This is a genomic window from Methanococcus voltae PS (assembly GCF_024807035.1).
Classification (GTDB): Archaea; AGJL01; Methanococci; order Methanococcales; family Methanococcaceae; genus Methanococcus; species Methanococcus voltae.
This window is the reverse complement of the sequence record NZ_JANUCQ010000005.1, coordinates 16,495-33,187: the sequence shown is the minus strand read 5'-3', so window position 1 is coordinate 33,187 and position 16,693 is coordinate 16,495. Positions and strand designations below refer to the sequence as shown.

Sequence of the window (16,693 nt, the reverse complement as noted above, 5' to 3'; positions counted from 1 at the left end):
AGACGATGATATTATGAATAAAACTTTAAAAAAATCATTGGTTATGGTTTTCAGTGTTTTTATGGTCATAGCTACTGTAATGAGTTGTGGGTGTATTGGAGGAAATACAGAACCTTCCGCAAATCTCAATAGTGCAAACACCAACAATGAATTAAATCAAAGTAAAGGTGTAGAAACGACCAAAAACTCGGAATTCATAACTGTTACAGACATGGCAGGTAGAACCATACAAGTTCCAACCAAAATAAATAAAATAATTGGCTTGGGCTGTTCATTAAGAGAAATAGTATACTTAGATTCAGAAGATAAAGTAATAGCAATAGAAATGAGGGAAAGTGTTAAAGCAAAATCTGACGATGATAAATTCCCTTGCGGTACTGAATTACCGTACTTAGCAGCAAACCCTGAATTAATAGACTTACCTATAGCAGGTAAAGCAGGAGCTAACTATAATTATGAAGCAATTCTTAAAATGAATCCTGATGTAATATTCATAGGAAATAATAAAGATGCAGCGGAAGATTTGCAAAGTAAATTAAACATTCCTGTAGTGGTTGTTTACACTGCAGCAATCGGCTCAGAAGGTCAAAATAAAAAATATGAAGACTCTTTAAAATTAATGGGTAAAATATTAGATAAAGAAGAAAGAGCCAACGAAGTATTGGACAAAATGGAAGAATACAAAGAAGATTTAAAATCTAGAGTTTCAAAAGCTACAGTTCACCCAACAGCATATGTTGCAGGTAGAGCTTACAACGGAGCTCATGGAATTACAACAACAGACCCTAGATGGCCACCATTCGAATTTTTAGGAGCTAATAATATAGCTTATAACGTTTCAAAGATTAGTGAAGGTAAAGAAGTTAGCAAAGAACAAGTGGTATCTTGGAATCCTGAGTACATATTTGTAAGCGAAGCTTCAATGAATGAAGTTACAGCTGATTTAGTAAAACCTGAATTCCAGGGATTAAATGCAGTTAAAAACGGTAAAGTGTACAAAGTATTGCCTTACTGCTGGTACGCATTTAACAAAGATACTGCAATAGCAAATGCTTACTACGTGGGCAGGGTACTCTATCCAGAGCAATTTGCAGATATTGACCCTGAAGAAAAAGCAGACGAAATATATATGTTCTTCGACGGCAATGTAGCTTACGAAGAAATAGCCAATAGAATGGGTGGATATGGTAAATTAGAAGCATAATTTAATCCTTCTATTTTTATTATTTTTTTATTATTTTTTAATCTTATTTTTATTTTTTAATTTATTTATTTTTAATCTTATTTTACGATTTTTAGATTATTATTTTTTAATGATTTTTTATGCTCTAAATAATATTTTATTTTTTAAATTATTTAAATCGTTATTATTTAGTATTACTTTTTAATAGTTAATTAAACTTATCTTTACAAATAGTAAGGTTATATATACTATATATGTAACAATAGTATTGTATATTTAGATTTCAAACTACAAAACTGATGAGAAAATATGAGAAGATAAGATGAATAAAACACTGAAAAAATCATTAGTTACGATTTTAAGCATTTTTGCGGTCGTAACTATCGTAATGAGTTGTGGTTGTACGAGTGAGGCTACCGAATCAAGCGACATTAAAAACAACGACGAAAATAGTAATTTAGACCCAAAAGGTTTAGATGCTGATAAAAATACGGAATTCATAACCGTTACAGATATGGCGGGTAGAACAGTTCAAGTGCCGAAAAAAGTAGACCGAACAATTGGTTTAGCCTGTACATTAAGAGAAATAGTTTACTTAGGCGTAAAAGATAAAGTTATAGGTATAGAAGAAGTAGAAAGTGATGAAAAAATAGGTATGAGAATGCCATATATGCTAGCAAACCCAGAATTAGCGGATTTACCTATTGTAAATAAAGCAGGTAAAACCCAGCAATATTACGAAAGAATCCTTACAGCAAACCCAGATGTAATATTTTTAGGAAATCAGGAAGCAGAAATAGCAGACGATATGCAAGAAAAATTACAAATTCCAGTAGTTGTTGTTCATGCCACTGCAATTGGTTCAAAAGAACAGAATGCAAAATATGACCAATCCTTAAGATTAATGGGTAAGATATTAGATAAAGAAGAAAGAGCCAATGAAATAATTGACAAAATGAAAGAATACGAAGCAGATTTAATGTCAAGAGCTTCAAAATCTGATAAAAATCCAAGTGTATATATTCCAGGTAGAGCCTATTATGGAACAAATGGCTTAACCACTACAGACCCTAGATGGCCACCATTCGAATATTTAGGAACTAACAATAGGGCTAATAACGTGGCTTATGGTGTTGACAATGTAAGTAAAGGAGTATCCGTAAGTGAAGAACAATTAATAAACTGGAACCCTGAATACATGTTTATACCATCTACTGCATTTAAAATGGTTGAAAAAGACTTAGAAAAGCCAGAATTTAAAGAATTAAGTGCCATTAAAAATGATAACGTTTATAAAGTACCTCCTTTCAGATTATATTCCTACAACAAAGGTACTGCAATAGCTGACGCTTATTATATTGGAAAAATACTTTATCCCGACCAATTTGCAGACATTGACCCTGTTGAAAAAGCAGACGAAATATATATATTCTTTAATGGAAATCCCGTATATGAAGAAATGTCTAAAAAGAATTTAGGATTTGAAAAAGTAAACATAAAATAATTAAATTATTACCTATTTTCTATTTTTTACTTTGATTTTTATTATTTTTATTATTTTATTTTATGTTAGTACATTAATATTTTTAATATTTTTAATATTTTATTGAATTATTACTTCCCAATGATTTTTTATGCTCTAAATAATATTTTATTTTAAATGTTATTTAATAGGGGATTATTTAGTATTACTTTTTAATAGTTAATTAAACTTATCTTTACAAATAGTAAGGTTATATATACTATATATGTAACAATAGTATTGTATATTTAGATTTCAAACTACAAAACTGATGAGAAAATATGAGAAGATAAGATGAATAAAACACTGAAAAAATCATTAGTTACGATTTTAAGCATTTTTGCGGTTGTAACTATCTTAATGAGTTGTGGTTGTACGAGTGAGGTTACTGAACCGACAACCGCATCAACTACCGATAATGATAATATAAGTATTAAAGATAATAATCTAGATAAAAATACCGAATACATAACTGTTACAGATATGGCGGGTAGAACAGTTCGAGTGCCGAAAAAAGTAGACCGAACAATTGGATTGGGTTCTTCATTGCGAGAAATAGTTTATTTACAGGCGACTGATAAAGTAGTCGGCGTAGAAAAATTAGAAAGTGATGAAAAAGTAGGTTCAAGAACGTTATATATATTAACACATAAAGAATTAATGGATTTGCCTATTGTAAGTGAATCAGGCAACGTTGAACAATATTATGAAAGAATCTTGCAAATAAACCCTGACGTTATATTCATAGGGTATGAATCTGATGTAGCAGATGATATGCAAGAAAAATTACAAATTCCTGTAGTTGTTGTTTATACAGCCCCTGTGGGTACAGAAAATCAAAATGAACAATATACTCAATCATTAAGATTAATGGGTAAAATATTAGATAAAGAAGAAAGAGCAGAAGAAATATTAAATAAAATTGAAGAATATAAAGCAGATTTAGCTTTAAGAGCTTCAAAGTCCACCAATAATCAAACTGTTTATCTGGGCGGTAGAGCATACCAAGGAATAAATGGATTAACTGCGACAGACGCAAAATGGCCACCATTAGTATATTTAGGCGCTAATAATAAAGCAAACAACGTGGCTTATGACCTTTGTAACGAAAGTAAAGGTATGGCAATAAGTAAAGAGCAATTATTAGAATGGAACCCAGAATGTATATTTATAAGTTCTATTTCAATAGATAAAGTTTCAAAAGAATTTCAAAAACCAGAATTCAAAAACTTAGATGCAGTTTCAAATAATAACGTTTATCAGGTATTACCATACCGTTGGTACTTATATAATAAAGGTACAGCGATAATAGATTCTTACTATATTGGAAAGGTACTTTATCCAGAACAGTTTGAGGATATTGACCCTGTTGAAAAAGCAGACGAAGTATACACATTCTTCTATGGAAAACCAGCTTATGACGATTTAACTGGAAAAATAGGCGGGTTTAAAAAATTAGAATTAGGGTCAGAAAATCAATAAAATGACTCCAAAATAATTAAAATAGTAATTAACTAATTAAATAATATTATCGTCTTTTTTATTTATTATTTTTATTTATTATTTTTATTTATTATTTTTATTTATTAGTTAGGTTAACAGTTAAATTTATATAGTATTGTACTAATATTAAGTATTATTAAACTATTTAACTACAATTAAATATATTAATTTTAATTAATTAAGTGTGATTAACTATTGATATAATACTTTGATAAAATAAAATAATAAATAAATGATATAATTGGGAGGACAATATGGATAAAAATTTAAAAAAGCCAAAAAATATACTATTCGGTATGTTTATGCTTGTATTAATAACAATTAGTTGCGGGTGTATGGGCGGGGCTGCAACTCCCGTAATAATAGATGAAGATAAAGATAATGGCGTTACTATCAATAATAGCACCAATACTATTGATAATAACTTAGATAAAAATGTAGAATACATAGAAATTACAGATATGGCAGGTAGAATCGTTAAAGTTCCAAAAAAAGTTAATAGAGTAATTGGTTTGGGCTCTTCATTAAGGGAAGTAATTTACTTAGGTGCTAAGGATAAAGTAGTTGGTGTCGAGGTAAAAGAAGGCGATAAAAAAGTAGGTACTAGAATGCCATATATTGCTGCAAATAAGGAATTAATGGATTTAACTCAAGTAAGTAAAGCGAGTTCTAATTATTACTATGAACGAATTATAAAAGTGAAGCCTGATGTAATATTTATAGGTTTCAATGCTGAATCAGCGGACGATATACAAGAAAAAGTGGGTATACCAGTAGTAGTTACTTATATTAACCCTACGGGTACGGGTACTCAAAATAATAAATACAGACAATCTTTAAGATTAATGGGTAAAATATTAGATAAAGAAGAAAGAGCTGAAGAAATATTAAGTAAAATGAAAGAATATAAAACAGATTTAGCTTTAAGAGCTTCAAAATCTGATAAAAAACCTAGTATTTACGTTGCAGGTAGGGTATTTGGAGGAGTTACTGGATTAACTACAACTGACCCGCATTTGCCATCATTTGAATTCTTAGGGTCAAATAATAGGGCAAATAACGTTGCTTATAATATTTCAGAAGTAAGTAACGACTGTACGGTAAACAAGGAACAATTAATATCTTGGAATCCAGAATATATTTTTGCGAATTCCGCCACAGTGCCTAAAATAGCAAAAGAATTAAAAAGACCGGAATTTAAAAGTTTAAGAGCAGTTTCTGAAAATAAAATGTATACAATATTACCTTATTGCTGGTATGGATTTAATGAAGATAATGCTTTGGCAAATTCTTATTACATTGGCAAAGTACTCTATCCAGAGCAGTTTGAGGATATTGACCCTATCGAAAAGGCTGACGAAATACATACATTCTTTAATGGAAAACCGGTATACAATGAACTCTCCGAATATAACTTAAAATTCGGAAAATGGGAGGCTGAATAATGCACTATATGATGATATATATACCTAATTATTATCCATATTTTATATTTTAAGTAATTGAACTTATTTTATAAATCCTAGATTTATTTTCGATTTTTTAAGAGTTATAATTGTTTAAACCTGTTAATTGTTATCTTTTTTATTTTTAGTTTTATAAATTAGTTTTTCTATTGTGATTATATCGCAAATTATATTAATTAGTAATACTATTTCTTAATTTGTATGAATATCAATTCATAAATTCTAAAAAATTATTACCAACCATTTAATTATTTGTCCTCAATATAATAACATAATTGGAATTAAATAATTAAAAATAAATTTTAAACTAAAAGATATACTAAAAAATATACTAAAAAATATGGAAGTAACCAAAGGACGATAAAATGTCTAAAGCTTTGAAAAAATCAATTATAATGGCTTTTAATGTACTTATGATAGCAATCGTAGCAATGAGTTGTGGATGTATTGGCGATAGTACTGAATCAACGAATGACATTAAAAGCAACGAGGGGAACAATAATCTAGACCCAAAAGGTTTAGATGCAGATAAAAATACGGAATTCATAACTGTTACAGACATGGCAGGTAGGACAGTGCAAGTGCCGAAAAACGTAAATCGCGTAATTGGTTTAGGCTGTTGTTTAAGAGAAATAGTTTATTTAGACGCAGTTGATAAAGTAGTAGGCGTAGAAGTTGCAGAAGGTAATAAAGATAGTGCTATGGCATTACCTTATGTTGCAGCAAACCCGGAATTAACAGATTTACCAGTGGTCGGTAAAGCAGGTTCTGGCTATTACTACGAAAAAATTATTGCTGCAAATCCTGATATGATATTCTTAGGTTATCAAGCTGATTTAGCAGACGAAATCCAAAAGAAAATAGGTGTTCCTGTTGTAGTAGTTTTCATGGATACAACCGGTTCAGAAGACCAAAACGAAAAATATTCAGAATCATTAAGAGTAATGGGTAAAGTATTGGGTAAAGAAGAAAGAGCTGACGCTGTAGTAAATAAATTAGAAGAATGTAAATTAGATTTGAGGACTAGAGCTTCAAAATCAGATAAACGTCCAAGTATCTATATTGGCGGTAGAGTATACAGTGGCGGACACGGTATAACTACAACTGACCCACATTGGATGCCTTTCGAATTTTTAGGCGCTAATAATAGGGCTAACAACGTAGCGTACAATATTTCAAAAAAAGGTAAAGTTTATAGCGTAAGTGATGAACAATTGGTGACTTGGAATCCAGATTATTTATTTATAAATTCAGCTTCAATGGATTTAATTTTAAAAGATTTAGAGAAGCCGGAATTTGGCAATTTAGACGCTGTTAAAAATGGTAATACCTACAGATTAATCCCATACTGCTGGTATGGATTTAACAAAGCTAGTGGAATAGCAGATTCTTACTACATTGGTAAGGTACTTTATCCAGAACAGTTTGAAGACATCGACCCTGTTGAAAAAGCAGACGAATTATATACTTTCTTCACTGGAAAGCCAGCTTATGAAAGACTTTCCGATAGAAATTTAGGTTTCGAAAAATTGGAAGATTTATAAATCACGTACTGTAAAAAAATGATAAATAAGTAAAAGAATTAAAATTATAAAATTTCCATTTACTTATTTTTTTTATTTGATTAAATTAGTTATTATTTAATAAGACATTACCTAATAAGATACTATATATTAATTATTTAGCAATACAAATATTATCAATCTTATCAATCTTATAAATTTTACAAATATTATCAATAGTATCACGTAATCTAATTACAAATATTTTAAAACTTTTAACAAATTAATTAATCAATTAATTAATAATACCGAGGCAGTTAAATGGCTAAAAATGTATTAGAAACCCCTAGTGTAGGACCCGAACAAATAGAAAACCTTTTCGAAGATGCTTACTTAGGTTTAAGAAAATTCTACTTATTATATTTCACTTTGAAGTATAATATGTATGAATACCTAAGCAAACCAAAAACTTTTGAAGAAGTCGCTGTATGGTTTGAAGAGCAGGGTTTTAAACCAAATAATAATTTATTAGAAAGCATATTAGATGCTTTAGTCCAATTGGGGTTAGTAAATAGCTATAACCGGTCTTATAATGACGATAAAATCTATTACGAAACTGCAGAAGTTGCAAATATTTATTTAAACCCAAAATCCGAATTTAGCGGGATAGATACAGTTTCACCTTATTTACTATATAAAAACAGAGCTAAGCGATGGACTAAATTAGACGACGCATTGAAAGAAAAAAAGCTAGAAGTAAAGGAAAAATCGTTTTTCACTGATTTAGTTAAGATAACAGTTTTAGACTGCCGAGCAGGTAAGTTAAAATATACCCTAGATTACCTATCACAATTCGAGGAAGTTAAAAACGCTAAAAGCATTTTGGATGTTGCAGGCGGTCACGGTTTGTATGGTATAGCTTTATCATACTTAAATGAAAACTCAAAATGTAAGATATATGAATTGCCACACGTTTGTGAAGAAACAAAAAAATACATTGAAGAATACGGCTCTGATAGAGTATCTGCACTACCTGGCGATTATTTCAAAAATGACTTTGTAGAAACACTGGATGATTCAAACCCTGAAGGCTATGATTTAATATTTACGTCAAATAGCCCCGGTTGTAAGACAACTGAAATAATAGACAAGATTTGTGAAGCAACCGCTTTAAATGGTTTAATTATAAATAAACAAATATTTACGGAAGGTATTGGTGATAAATACAACGTTAAAAAGAGTTTAGAAAATATAGACTGGAATATGTTTTCATTTTCAGGATTCGAGAAATCAAGAATTAATAACACTTTTAAATATGATTTAACACTGGATGGATATCTAAGTTATATGGAAGAAAAAGGCTTTGAAATATTGGATATATATTCACTTGAGGAAAGAAAAAGCGTTAAAAATCAGCCAAGTTATATATGCAACCCTAAAATAATGACTAACAAAATGGGGAGTTATATAGTCGTTGCTAAAAAAATAAAACAATAATTGATTTAACATATTATTTACTAATTTACTAATATAGTATTATATTATTTACTAATTTATTAATTTAGGTGGAAAAAATGAGCAAAAACGTAATGGAATGTCCAAAATTAGGGCCAGAACATATTGAAAATCTTTTTGAAGATGCATATTTAGGTTTAAGAAAATTTTACTTAATGGAATTCAGTTTAAAGTACAATATGTATGAACTTCTAGAAGAGCCAAAAACTTTTGAACAACTTAAAATATGGTTTGAAGAAAAAGGTTTTAAATCCAATGATAATTTGCTATTGAATGTATTGGATGCATTAGTGCAATTTGGATTAGTAAATAAATACAATCGGTCACATAACAGTGCCGAAACTTATTACGAGACTTCTGAAGTTGCAAATATTTACTTAAATCCAAAATCTGAATTTAGTGGAATAGACTCCGTATCACCATTACTTACATACAAAGGCAGAGCTAAAAAATGGATTAATTTAGAAGATACATTTATGGGAAAAGAACCTAAATTAAAGGAAAACTCATTTTTCAGTGAAGCAGTTCGAAGAATGGTTACTGATTGCCGTTCACGTAAATTAAAAGCTACAATTGATTATTTATCTCAATTTGAGGAAGTTAAAAATGCCAAAAGCATTTTAGATGTTGCAGGCGGTCACGGTTTATACGGTATCGCTTTATCATACTTAAATGAAGACTCAAAATGTAAAATATTTGATTTACCAAAAGTTTGCGAAGAAACAGAGAAATACATTGCAGAATACGGTTCCGATAGAGTAACTACCGCACCTGGTGACTATTACAAAGGTACAATTGTCGAAACATTAGATTCCGATAACCCAGAAGGGTATGATTTAGTATTTACATCCCATAGCCCAGGTTGTAAAAGTATTGAAGTAATTGATAAAATTTACGACGCAATGGCTCCAAATGGGGTATTTGTAAATAAACAAATATTTTCAGAAGGAATTGGGGATAAATACCAGCTTAGACAAAGTTTTGAAAATATCGATTGGAATATGTTTTCATTCTCTGCACTCGGAAAAGAAGGGGCAAGCAATACTTTTAAAAACGATTTGACATTAGATGGATACTTAAGTTATATGAAAGAAAAAGGCTTTGAATTATTAGACATATATTCATTTGACGAAAGAAAAAGCGTTAAAAATGAAGTTAGCTATAAATGTAACCCTAAACTAATGAACAACCAGATGGGAAGCTATATAATCGTTGCTAAAAAAGTAAAGGCATAGTAAAAATATAATTCTAAAATGAATATTAAATAAAAATAAAATAATAAGCTAATAAAATAATAATTAATAGAATAATTCCTATTTAAATTCTTAAATTAAACCAATTATTCATTATATTATGCTAATTATAACTTAAATTAAAAATAATAGCATTTAAAAATTAATAAAAAAAGTTATGGTGAAAAAATGGCTAAAAATGTATTAGAGACCCCAAAAGTTGGACCTGAACAAATAGAAAATCTTTTTGAAGATGCTTACTTAGGTTTAAGAAAATTCTTTTTATTAAAGTACTGTTTACAATATAATGTCTTTGAACTCCTAGAAAAACCCAAAACTTTTGAAGAAATCGCAGTATGGTTTGAAGAGCAAGGTTTTAAACCCAATAATAATTTATTAGAAAGCATTTTAGATGCTTTAATCCAGTTTGGATTAGTAAAGGTTTATCACACTTCTTACAACTCAGAAAATGTAGTTTATAAATCTACCGAAATAGCAAAAACATACTTAAGTCCAAATTCAGAATTTAGCAAAATAGACTCGTTAGCTCCTTTCTTCACCTACGGTGAAAGGGCAAACCGTTGGATTAACTTAGAAGAAACTTTGAAATCCGGAGAGTTAAAAACTGAAGAAGGTTCTTTCTTCCCCGACATAATCAAAAGAATGGCAATTGATTGTAGAGCAGGCGAATTAAAATTAACAATTGACTATTTAAAACACTTTGAAGACATTAAAAATGCCAAAAGCATTTTAGATGTTGCAGGCGGTCACGGTTTATACGGTATCGCTTTATCATACTTAAATGAAGACTCAAAATGTAAAGTGTTTGATTTACCTGAAGTTTGCGAAGAAACAAAGAAATACATTGAAGAATATGGTTCTGATAGGGTATCAACAGTAGCAGGTAACTTCTTTACAGATAATTTTATAGATACGCTAGATGATTCAAATTCAGAAGGGTATGATTTAATATTTAGTTCATACAATCCAGGGGGTAAAAATCCAGCAGTGATTGACAAAATTTGTGAAGCAACGGCTTTAAATGGTATATTTGCAAATAAACAAGCCTTCCCAGAAAATATCGGTAAAAAATACGCTACTAAAAAAGCTTTTGACGGTATAGATTGGAATATGTTTAGTTTTACGGGAACTAAAAAAGAAAAAGTTTGCTACACCTTTGAAAATAGTTTAACTTTAGACGGATATGTAAGCTACTTAGAAGAAAAAGGCTTTGAAATATTGGGTATTTTCTCTGTAGAAGACAAGAAATCTTTAAACAGTGACAAAAATCACCATCATGCTGTTAAAAAACACCACTACAGCAATATAAAAACAGGTAATCATATTGTAGTTGCTAAAAAAATTAGAGAATAATTAAATTTATCTTTTTTATTTTATAATATAATTTTTTAAATATACAATATTTTCGATAAAATATATTAGTATATTAGTATATTAAAAATAATTAAAAATAATTAAAAATAATTAGAATAAATATCCAAAGGGTGTGGAGAAATGGCAAAAAATGTATTAGAGACCCCTAGTGTAGGGCCCGAACAAATAGAAAATCTTTTTGAAGACGCGTACATAGGTTTAAGAAAATTCTTTTTATTAAAGTACTGTTTAGATTATAATGTATTTGGACTACTAGAAAAACCAAAAACTTTTGAAGAAATAGCGTCTTGGTACATCAAACAAGATTTTAAGGAAAATGATAATTTATTAGAAAGCATATTAGATGCTTTAGTTCAATTTGGATTAATAAAGAGATATAATCGGTCTTATGACAGCAATATAATATATTACGAAACTTCAGAAGTTGCAAAGATTTATTTAAATCAAGAATCGGAATTTAGTAATATGGGTAGTCTTATCCGATATCATAAAAACACACGATTTATTGAAAAGTGGCTTAATCTTGATAAAACTTTAAAATCTGGAGAATTAAAAACTAAAAAAGGTTCTTCCTCCCCTGAAGCAGTTAAAAGAATGGCAATTGATTGTAGGACAGGTGAATTAAAATCTACTATTGACTATTTAAAAGGCTTTGAAGACATTAAAAATGCCAAAAGCATTTTAGATGTTGCAGGCGGTCACGGTTTATACGGTATCGCTTTATCATACTTAAATGAAGACTCAAAATGTAAAGTGTTTGATTTACCTAAAATTTGTGAAGAAACAAAAAAATATATTGAAGAATATGGCTCTGAAAGAGTATCCATAATACCAGGCAATTATTTTAAAAATAACTTTGTGGATACGCTGGATGATTCAAATCCAGAAGGCTATGACCTAATATTTACGTCAAATAGTCCAGATTGTAAAACTCCTGAAGTACTTGATAAAATTTGTGAAGCAACGGCTTTAAACGGCATATTTGCAGCTAAACAAATTTTTCCTGAAAATACTAGTAAAAAATACGCTACTAGAAAAGCTTTCGATAATATGGATTGGAATATGTTTAGTTTTGCAGGGGCCAAAAAAGGAAAAGTTTGCCATACCTTAAAAAATAGCTTAAATTTGGATGGATATATAACTCATTTAGAAGAAAAAGGCTTTGAAATAGTAGATATTTTCTCGTTGGAAGAGAAAAAATCTTTAAAAGATATAAATAATTATCACAATAATATAAAAAAAGGTCATCTTATCGTAATTGCTAAAAAAATTAGAAATTAAATAAATCATTTATATTTTTATTGCTATTTTTCATATATTTTTATCATTTATATTGTTCGGTCAATTCCTTACATAATCTTTATTTATATATAATTTTTAAGGCATAGTATTATTTGGTGATAAAATGAATATAAAAAAACTTGCAATGCTATTAATGGTAATCGGTTCTTTATTTACCGTGCCAGTTTTTGCAATCTCGGAAAATTCGAGCTCTGAAAATGTCAAACCAGTTTTGATAAGTGCCGAAATCAATGAAACAGAAACAAATAACGAATATACAGTATCTAACTTATTAGTGGATATATGGAATAAAATTTTAAATTTCTTCGGATTTAATACTGAAGATACCTCCGATAATACAGATAATATTGACAATATTAATAATTCAAATAATATCACAGATGAAAATAAAACTAGCGAATTAGAATTAGAAGAAAATTATACATACGGTAAAATTATAGAAATTTTAGAAGAGGACGAACACGGTAATTACAAAATAAAAATAAACACAAGTGAAAAAACAGTCTTATTTATTGGCGTAACAAATGAAACCAAAATCATAACTACCACTGGGGAAATTGAAGAAGGAGCAGCTATTAAAGTACAAGGAGACATTATGTTAATGAGTTACCCGGGTATTTTGGTTGCTAACAGCGTAGAAGTAATAAAAGAATACGAATTACCAAGTTACACATACGGAACCATCGTAAACATTTCGGAAAAAGATGAAAATGGCGTATACGATATAAAAATAAACACAAGCGCTAATACCCCATTATTTATAAGAGTAAGTCCTGAAACAAAAGTATTATGTAATGAAGAGGACATAAAATCTGGTTCAGTACTTAAAGTAGAAGGAAAAATCATGTTAAGAAGTTACCCTGGTATTTTAATCGCTAACAGCATTGATATAGTAGATAGCTTACCTAATTAAATAAATAACAAATAATAATTAAGTTATTACCTATTACTACTATTATATTTTATTTTCTATTTTATTTTCTATTTTATTTTCTATTTTTTTAGTCTATTTTTAATTATTTCGTTTCTTTTATATTATTTTTTTAGATAAAATTTGCTAATTTAAAATATATAGTTATATATAACAAATTAAACATATTCAACTTATTATATAATTTTAATTTAGGTGAGGGACCCAAATGACTAAAAACCTAAATATTGCGATTTTGAATTTACTCTCAAAATATGATAAACCAATAGGGGCTAAAATAATAGCCGAAGATTTAAAATTACGCGGATACGAGATAGGAGAACGTGCGGTTAGATACCATTTACAATCTATGGATGATGAAGAACTAACAAAGCGAGTAGGTTATTCCGGCAGGATTATAACCGAAAAAGGAACTGAAGAATTACAAAAAGCTAATGTAGCTCACCGTATAGGTTCCGTTTCCGCCAATATATATGATAAAATTATAAAAAATAACTATCCAGAAACAATAATTATAAACACAGGAATATTTGATTTAGAAGGTAGTTTAAATAATACAAATGATATAAACTTGGGGAATAAAACCGTTGATAAATTAAAAGATTTAATTTTATCTAGTTTTATGAAAGGTTTTAGCACTGGAAATTATTTAAAAATGGAAGGATTGACAAATGAAATAACAAACAATATTTCAAAATTAAAAGTTGAAACACTGTGTAATGTGAATTTTGACAATTATTTGATTAAAAATGGAATAATGCCTATGCCAAAACACGGCGGGGTTGTTAAATATGAAGACGGTGAGCCTGTTAACTTTAAAGGTGTCATTGAATTCAAAAAATCATCCGTAGACCCATTAATAGCTTTCATAATGCAAAAAAAGACCGATGTATTGGGTGTAATGGAAAATGGCGAAGGATACATACCTGCTAATTTTAGGGTTATTCCAAAGTCAAAGTTGAATGACTTTAAACAGCTTTTGAAAAAAGATGATTTGAAATCTGTTATATGTTACGGGGAAAATAACATACTGGGAATAAATTTAAACGATGAAGAGATAGGAGTAGCTCTAATAGGCGGTCTTACTCCGCTTTGCCCACCTGTGGAGCTAGGTTATGCCTTAGAAATTAATCCGAGTACTAATATAATAGACAATCCAAAAATTCCAGTGCCTAAGGAAAACATTATCGAACCAATAGAAGTTACTGACGACTTTTTAAACAAGTACAAGTTTAAAAACTACGGTAAACCTACTACAAAGGGTTATGACATATGCAATATAGAAGATTTAAAACGTTTAAATGTTTTAAAAGATTATAACGTCAAACCCGTTTTATCAAAAATGATTTCGATGATGCACGAAGTAAAATTTGATATAAAGAATGAATCAGGTCAAATTATTGTAAATATGGCAAAAATAGATTTAAATCAGCTAAATAAGCTCGAAAATGAAAAAAATGAAGAAGATGTTTTAAAATTATTAAAAGAAGTATACAAAAAAGATTTATCGATTTCTAATAAATTAAAGATTGAAGAAGATGTTAAAAATGGTTTCTTAAATATTTATACAATTTGCTCATTGACTTTTGATGGTATACTTCTTAATAATCAAATCCCCGTACTTCCATACTATGGAGGCTTATTAGAAAGACCCGAAATGAGGTTTATAGAAGCTATATCTTACGAAGGTACTTCTTTAGACCCTCACGAGGTATTTTTTGATAAATCGGATGGCAAAACCACCCTATTAGCAGGCATTAGAAAGGTACCAATGTTCTCAAAATCAAAAATTGAAGAAATTTACGACGATTTAGGTTGGAATTCGATTTTAGAATATGGCAAACCAAACAATGACTTGTGCGGTATAAGAGTAGAAAGCGAAATGCTAGGATATGTAACTTTGGGGGGCACAAATCCATTTGCATACTTAAATGTTAATAAAATACCTGTAAAAATTGAAACACATTATAGAATAATGGATTATTCAGAATTAGACGATTATGACTTAATTTTATAATCAGCTTTTTTAATTTTATTTTTAATATTTTAACATCATATTTTATTTTTATTTTTATTTTTAATGTTGTATTAAATTTCATAAGTTATATATTGCCTATTTTTCATATATTATACTACAAGATATGAATTTTACATATTACAGAAATTATTAATGTATTATATTAAAGACACTGAAGAGGGGTTAGATGTCTGAATTAATAAAATCGAAACGCTTAAGACCTTGTATTGGGGTTACATCGTTATTTTTTTGGGAATATCCTATAGAAGAGATAATAGACACCGTTAAGGAATTGGGGCTATCATGTTTTGAATTTGTCGTAGAAAATCCGGAATTTTGGAAAAATAGGTATGATGAAGACTATTTGAGAAATTTAAAAAAAGAAATGAGTAAAATAGATTATTTAAGTATACATTCACCTTATTTAGAGTTAAATCCTGCGTCTACAAATGAAAATCTCCGGAATATCACCTTGGAGGAAACTTTTTGGGCTTTACACGTTGCAAAATTTTATGGCGCAAAACACATGGTTTTCCATGCGGGTCAACGAAGTGCTAAAAGATTACCCCGTATTAATGAAGAATACGCATATTTAACTAATTATATAAGGCTTTGTTCTAAATTTAACGAATATATAGAATATAGTGAATTAGAATCTGTTCAACAAGTTGACGAATTAATAAAAAAGGAAATAGTACTATCTATTGAGAATTCACCGAAGTTATTGAATAAACTATGTAAAACACCCGAAGAAATAAACTATTATTTGGGTAAATACGAAAAATTAAGGTTTACACTTGATTTTGTGCACGCAAATGCTGACGTGGCAGAATTTTTAAGAAAAGTTGATACTTCAAAAATTTCTAATATTCACATTTCAGGTTTAGATTCTAAAAAATCAGAGCATTATTCTTTGATACATTCCGAGGAACCTTATAAATCATTATTTGAAAAATCTCTGTATGATTTAGTCTATAAATATAATTACAAAAGTTCAATTATTTTAGAATTAAATGACCTATTATTTAATAAAGGTAATGAAATGACAAAAGAGCAAAAAATAGATATAATGTCAGGGGAAATCAATCATATCTATGAGATTTTAGAATTTTAAAATTCTAAAGT

The 16,693-nt window shown here is 29.0% G+C and carries 12 protein-coding genes; all 12 read left to right on the top strand.

The window, feature by feature from the left end:
• Nucleotides 1-13: 13 nt before the first annotated feature.
• The 12 genes from M2325_RS07725 to M2325_RS07670 all read left to right on the top strand — a co-directional run bounded on the left by M2325_RS07725 (nucleotide 14) and on the right by M2325_RS07670 (nucleotide 16,682).
• A complete protein-coding gene (locus tag M2325_RS07725; RefSeq protein WP_259052561.1) occupies nucleotides 14-1,204 on the top strand; it encodes an ABC transporter substrate-binding protein in 1,191 nt (396 codons plus the stop codon).
• Between the two features lie 301 nt (nucleotides 1,205-1,505).
• A complete protein-coding gene (locus M2325_RS07720) occupies nucleotides 1,506-2,687 on the top strand; it encodes an ABC transporter substrate-binding protein (protein ID WP_259052559.1) in 1,182 nt (393 codons plus the stop codon).
• A gap of 312 nt (nucleotides 2,688-2,999) precedes the next feature.
• Nucleotides 3,000-4,187, top strand: coding sequence for an ABC transporter substrate-binding protein (locus M2325_RS07715; protein ID WP_259052557.1), 1,188 nt, complete (start codon nucleotides 3,000-3,002; stop codon nucleotides 4,185-4,187).
• A 275-nt stretch (nucleotides 4,188-4,462) separates the two neighbouring features.
• Nucleotides 4,463-5,653 carry an ABC transporter substrate-binding protein gene (locus tag M2325_RS07710; protein ID WP_209591580.1) on the top strand — a complete coding sequence of 397 codons (1,191 nt, stop codon included), beginning with the start codon at nucleotides 4,463-4,465 and terminating at the stop codon, nucleotides 5,651-5,653.
• A 386-nt stretch (nucleotides 5,654-6,039) separates the two neighbouring features.
• Complete coding sequence (locus M2325_RS07705; protein ID WP_209591581.1) at nucleotides 6,040-7,218, top strand: ABC transporter substrate-binding protein; 1,179 nt, start codon at nucleotides 6,040-6,042, stop codon at nucleotides 7,216-7,218.
• A 279-nt stretch (nucleotides 7,219-7,497) separates the two neighbouring features.
• Nucleotides 7,498-8,673 (top strand): methyltransferase, encoded by a 1,176-nt coding sequence (locus M2325_RS07700; RefSeq protein WP_259052556.1) that lies wholly within the window; start codon nucleotides 7,498-7,500, stop codon nucleotides 8,671-8,673.
• 77 nt (nucleotides 8,674-8,750) lie between these two features.
• Nucleotides 8,751-9,926 (top strand): class I SAM-dependent methyltransferase, encoded by a 1,176-nt coding sequence (locus M2325_RS07695; protein ID WP_209631970.1) that lies wholly within the window; start codon nucleotides 8,751-8,753, stop codon nucleotides 9,924-9,926.
• 186 nt (nucleotides 9,927-10,112) lie between these two features.
• Complete coding sequence (locus M2325_RS07690) at nucleotides 10,113-11,297, top strand: methyltransferase (protein ID WP_209591584.1); 1,185 nt, start codon at nucleotides 10,113-10,115, stop codon at nucleotides 11,295-11,297.
• 141 nt (nucleotides 11,298-11,438) lie between these two features.
• Nucleotides 11,439-12,599: a DUF1803 domain-containing protein gene (locus M2325_RS07685; RefSeq protein WP_209631969.1), complete on the top strand. Its 1,161-nt coding sequence runs from the start codon at nucleotides 11,439-11,441 to the stop codon at nucleotides 12,597-12,599.
• A 124-nt stretch (nucleotides 12,600-12,723) separates the two neighbouring features.
• Nucleotides 12,724-13,533 (top strand): hypothetical protein, encoded by an 810-nt coding sequence (locus M2325_RS07680; protein ID WP_209591586.1) that lies wholly within the window; start codon nucleotides 12,724-12,726, stop codon nucleotides 13,531-13,533.
• Nucleotides 13,534-13,759: 226 nt separating this feature from the next.
• A complete protein-coding gene (locus tag M2325_RS07675; RefSeq protein ID WP_209591587.1) occupies nucleotides 13,760-15,568 on the top strand; it encodes a DUF128 domain-containing protein in 1,809 nt (602 codons plus the stop codon).
• 187 nt (nucleotides 15,569-15,755) lie between these two features.
• On the top strand, nucleotides 15,756-16,682 hold the full coding sequence (locus tag M2325_RS07670) for a sugar phosphate isomerase/epimerase family protein (RefSeq protein WP_209591588.1): 927 nt from the start codon (nucleotides 15,756-15,758) through the stop codon (nucleotides 16,680-16,682).
• Nucleotides 16,683-16,693 lie beyond the last annotated feature (11 nt).

Excerpts from the sequence above, each read along its gene's own strand:
- M2325_RS07725 (WP_259052561.1), top strand. The coding sequence starts at position 14 with ATGAATAAAACTTTAAAAAAATCATTGGTTATGGTTTTCAGTGTTTTT.
- M2325_RS07720 (WP_259052559.1), top strand. The coding sequence starts at position 1,506 with ATGAATAAAACACTGAAAAAATCATTAGTTACGATTTTAAGCATTTTT.
- M2325_RS07715 (WP_259052557.1), top strand. The coding sequence starts at position 3,000 with ATGAATAAAACACTGAAAAAATCATTAGTTACGATTTTAAGCATTTTT.
- M2325_RS07710 (WP_209591580.1), top strand. The coding sequence starts at position 4,463 with ATGGATAAAAATTTAAAAAAGCCAAAAAATATACTATTCGGTATGTTT.
- M2325_RS07705 (WP_209591581.1), top strand. The coding sequence starts at position 6,040 with ATGTCTAAAGCTTTGAAAAAATCAATTATAATGGCTTTTAATGTACTT.
- M2325_RS07700 (WP_259052556.1), top strand. The coding sequence starts at position 7,498 with ATGGCTAAAAATGTATTAGAAACCCCTAGTGTAGGACCCGAACAAATA.
- M2325_RS07695 (WP_209631970.1), top strand. The coding sequence starts at position 8,751 with ATGAGCAAAAACGTAATGGAATGTCCAAAATTAGGGCCAGAACATATT.
- M2325_RS07690 (WP_209591584.1), top strand. The coding sequence starts at position 10,113 with ATGGCTAAAAATGTATTAGAGACCCCAAAAGTTGGACCTGAACAAATA.
- M2325_RS07685 (WP_209631969.1), top strand. The coding sequence starts at position 11,439 with ATGGCAAAAAATGTATTAGAGACCCCTAGTGTAGGGCCCGAACAAATA.
- M2325_RS07680 (WP_209591586.1), top strand. The coding sequence starts at position 12,724 with ATGAATATAAAAAAACTTGCAATGCTATTAATGGTAATCGGTTCTTTA.
- M2325_RS07675 (WP_209591587.1), top strand. The coding sequence starts at position 13,760 with ATGACTAAAAACCTAAATATTGCGATTTTGAATTTACTCTCAAAATAT.
- M2325_RS07670 (WP_209591588.1), top strand. The coding sequence starts at position 15,756 with ATGTCTGAATTAATAAAATCGAAACGCTTAAGACCTTGTATTGGGGTT.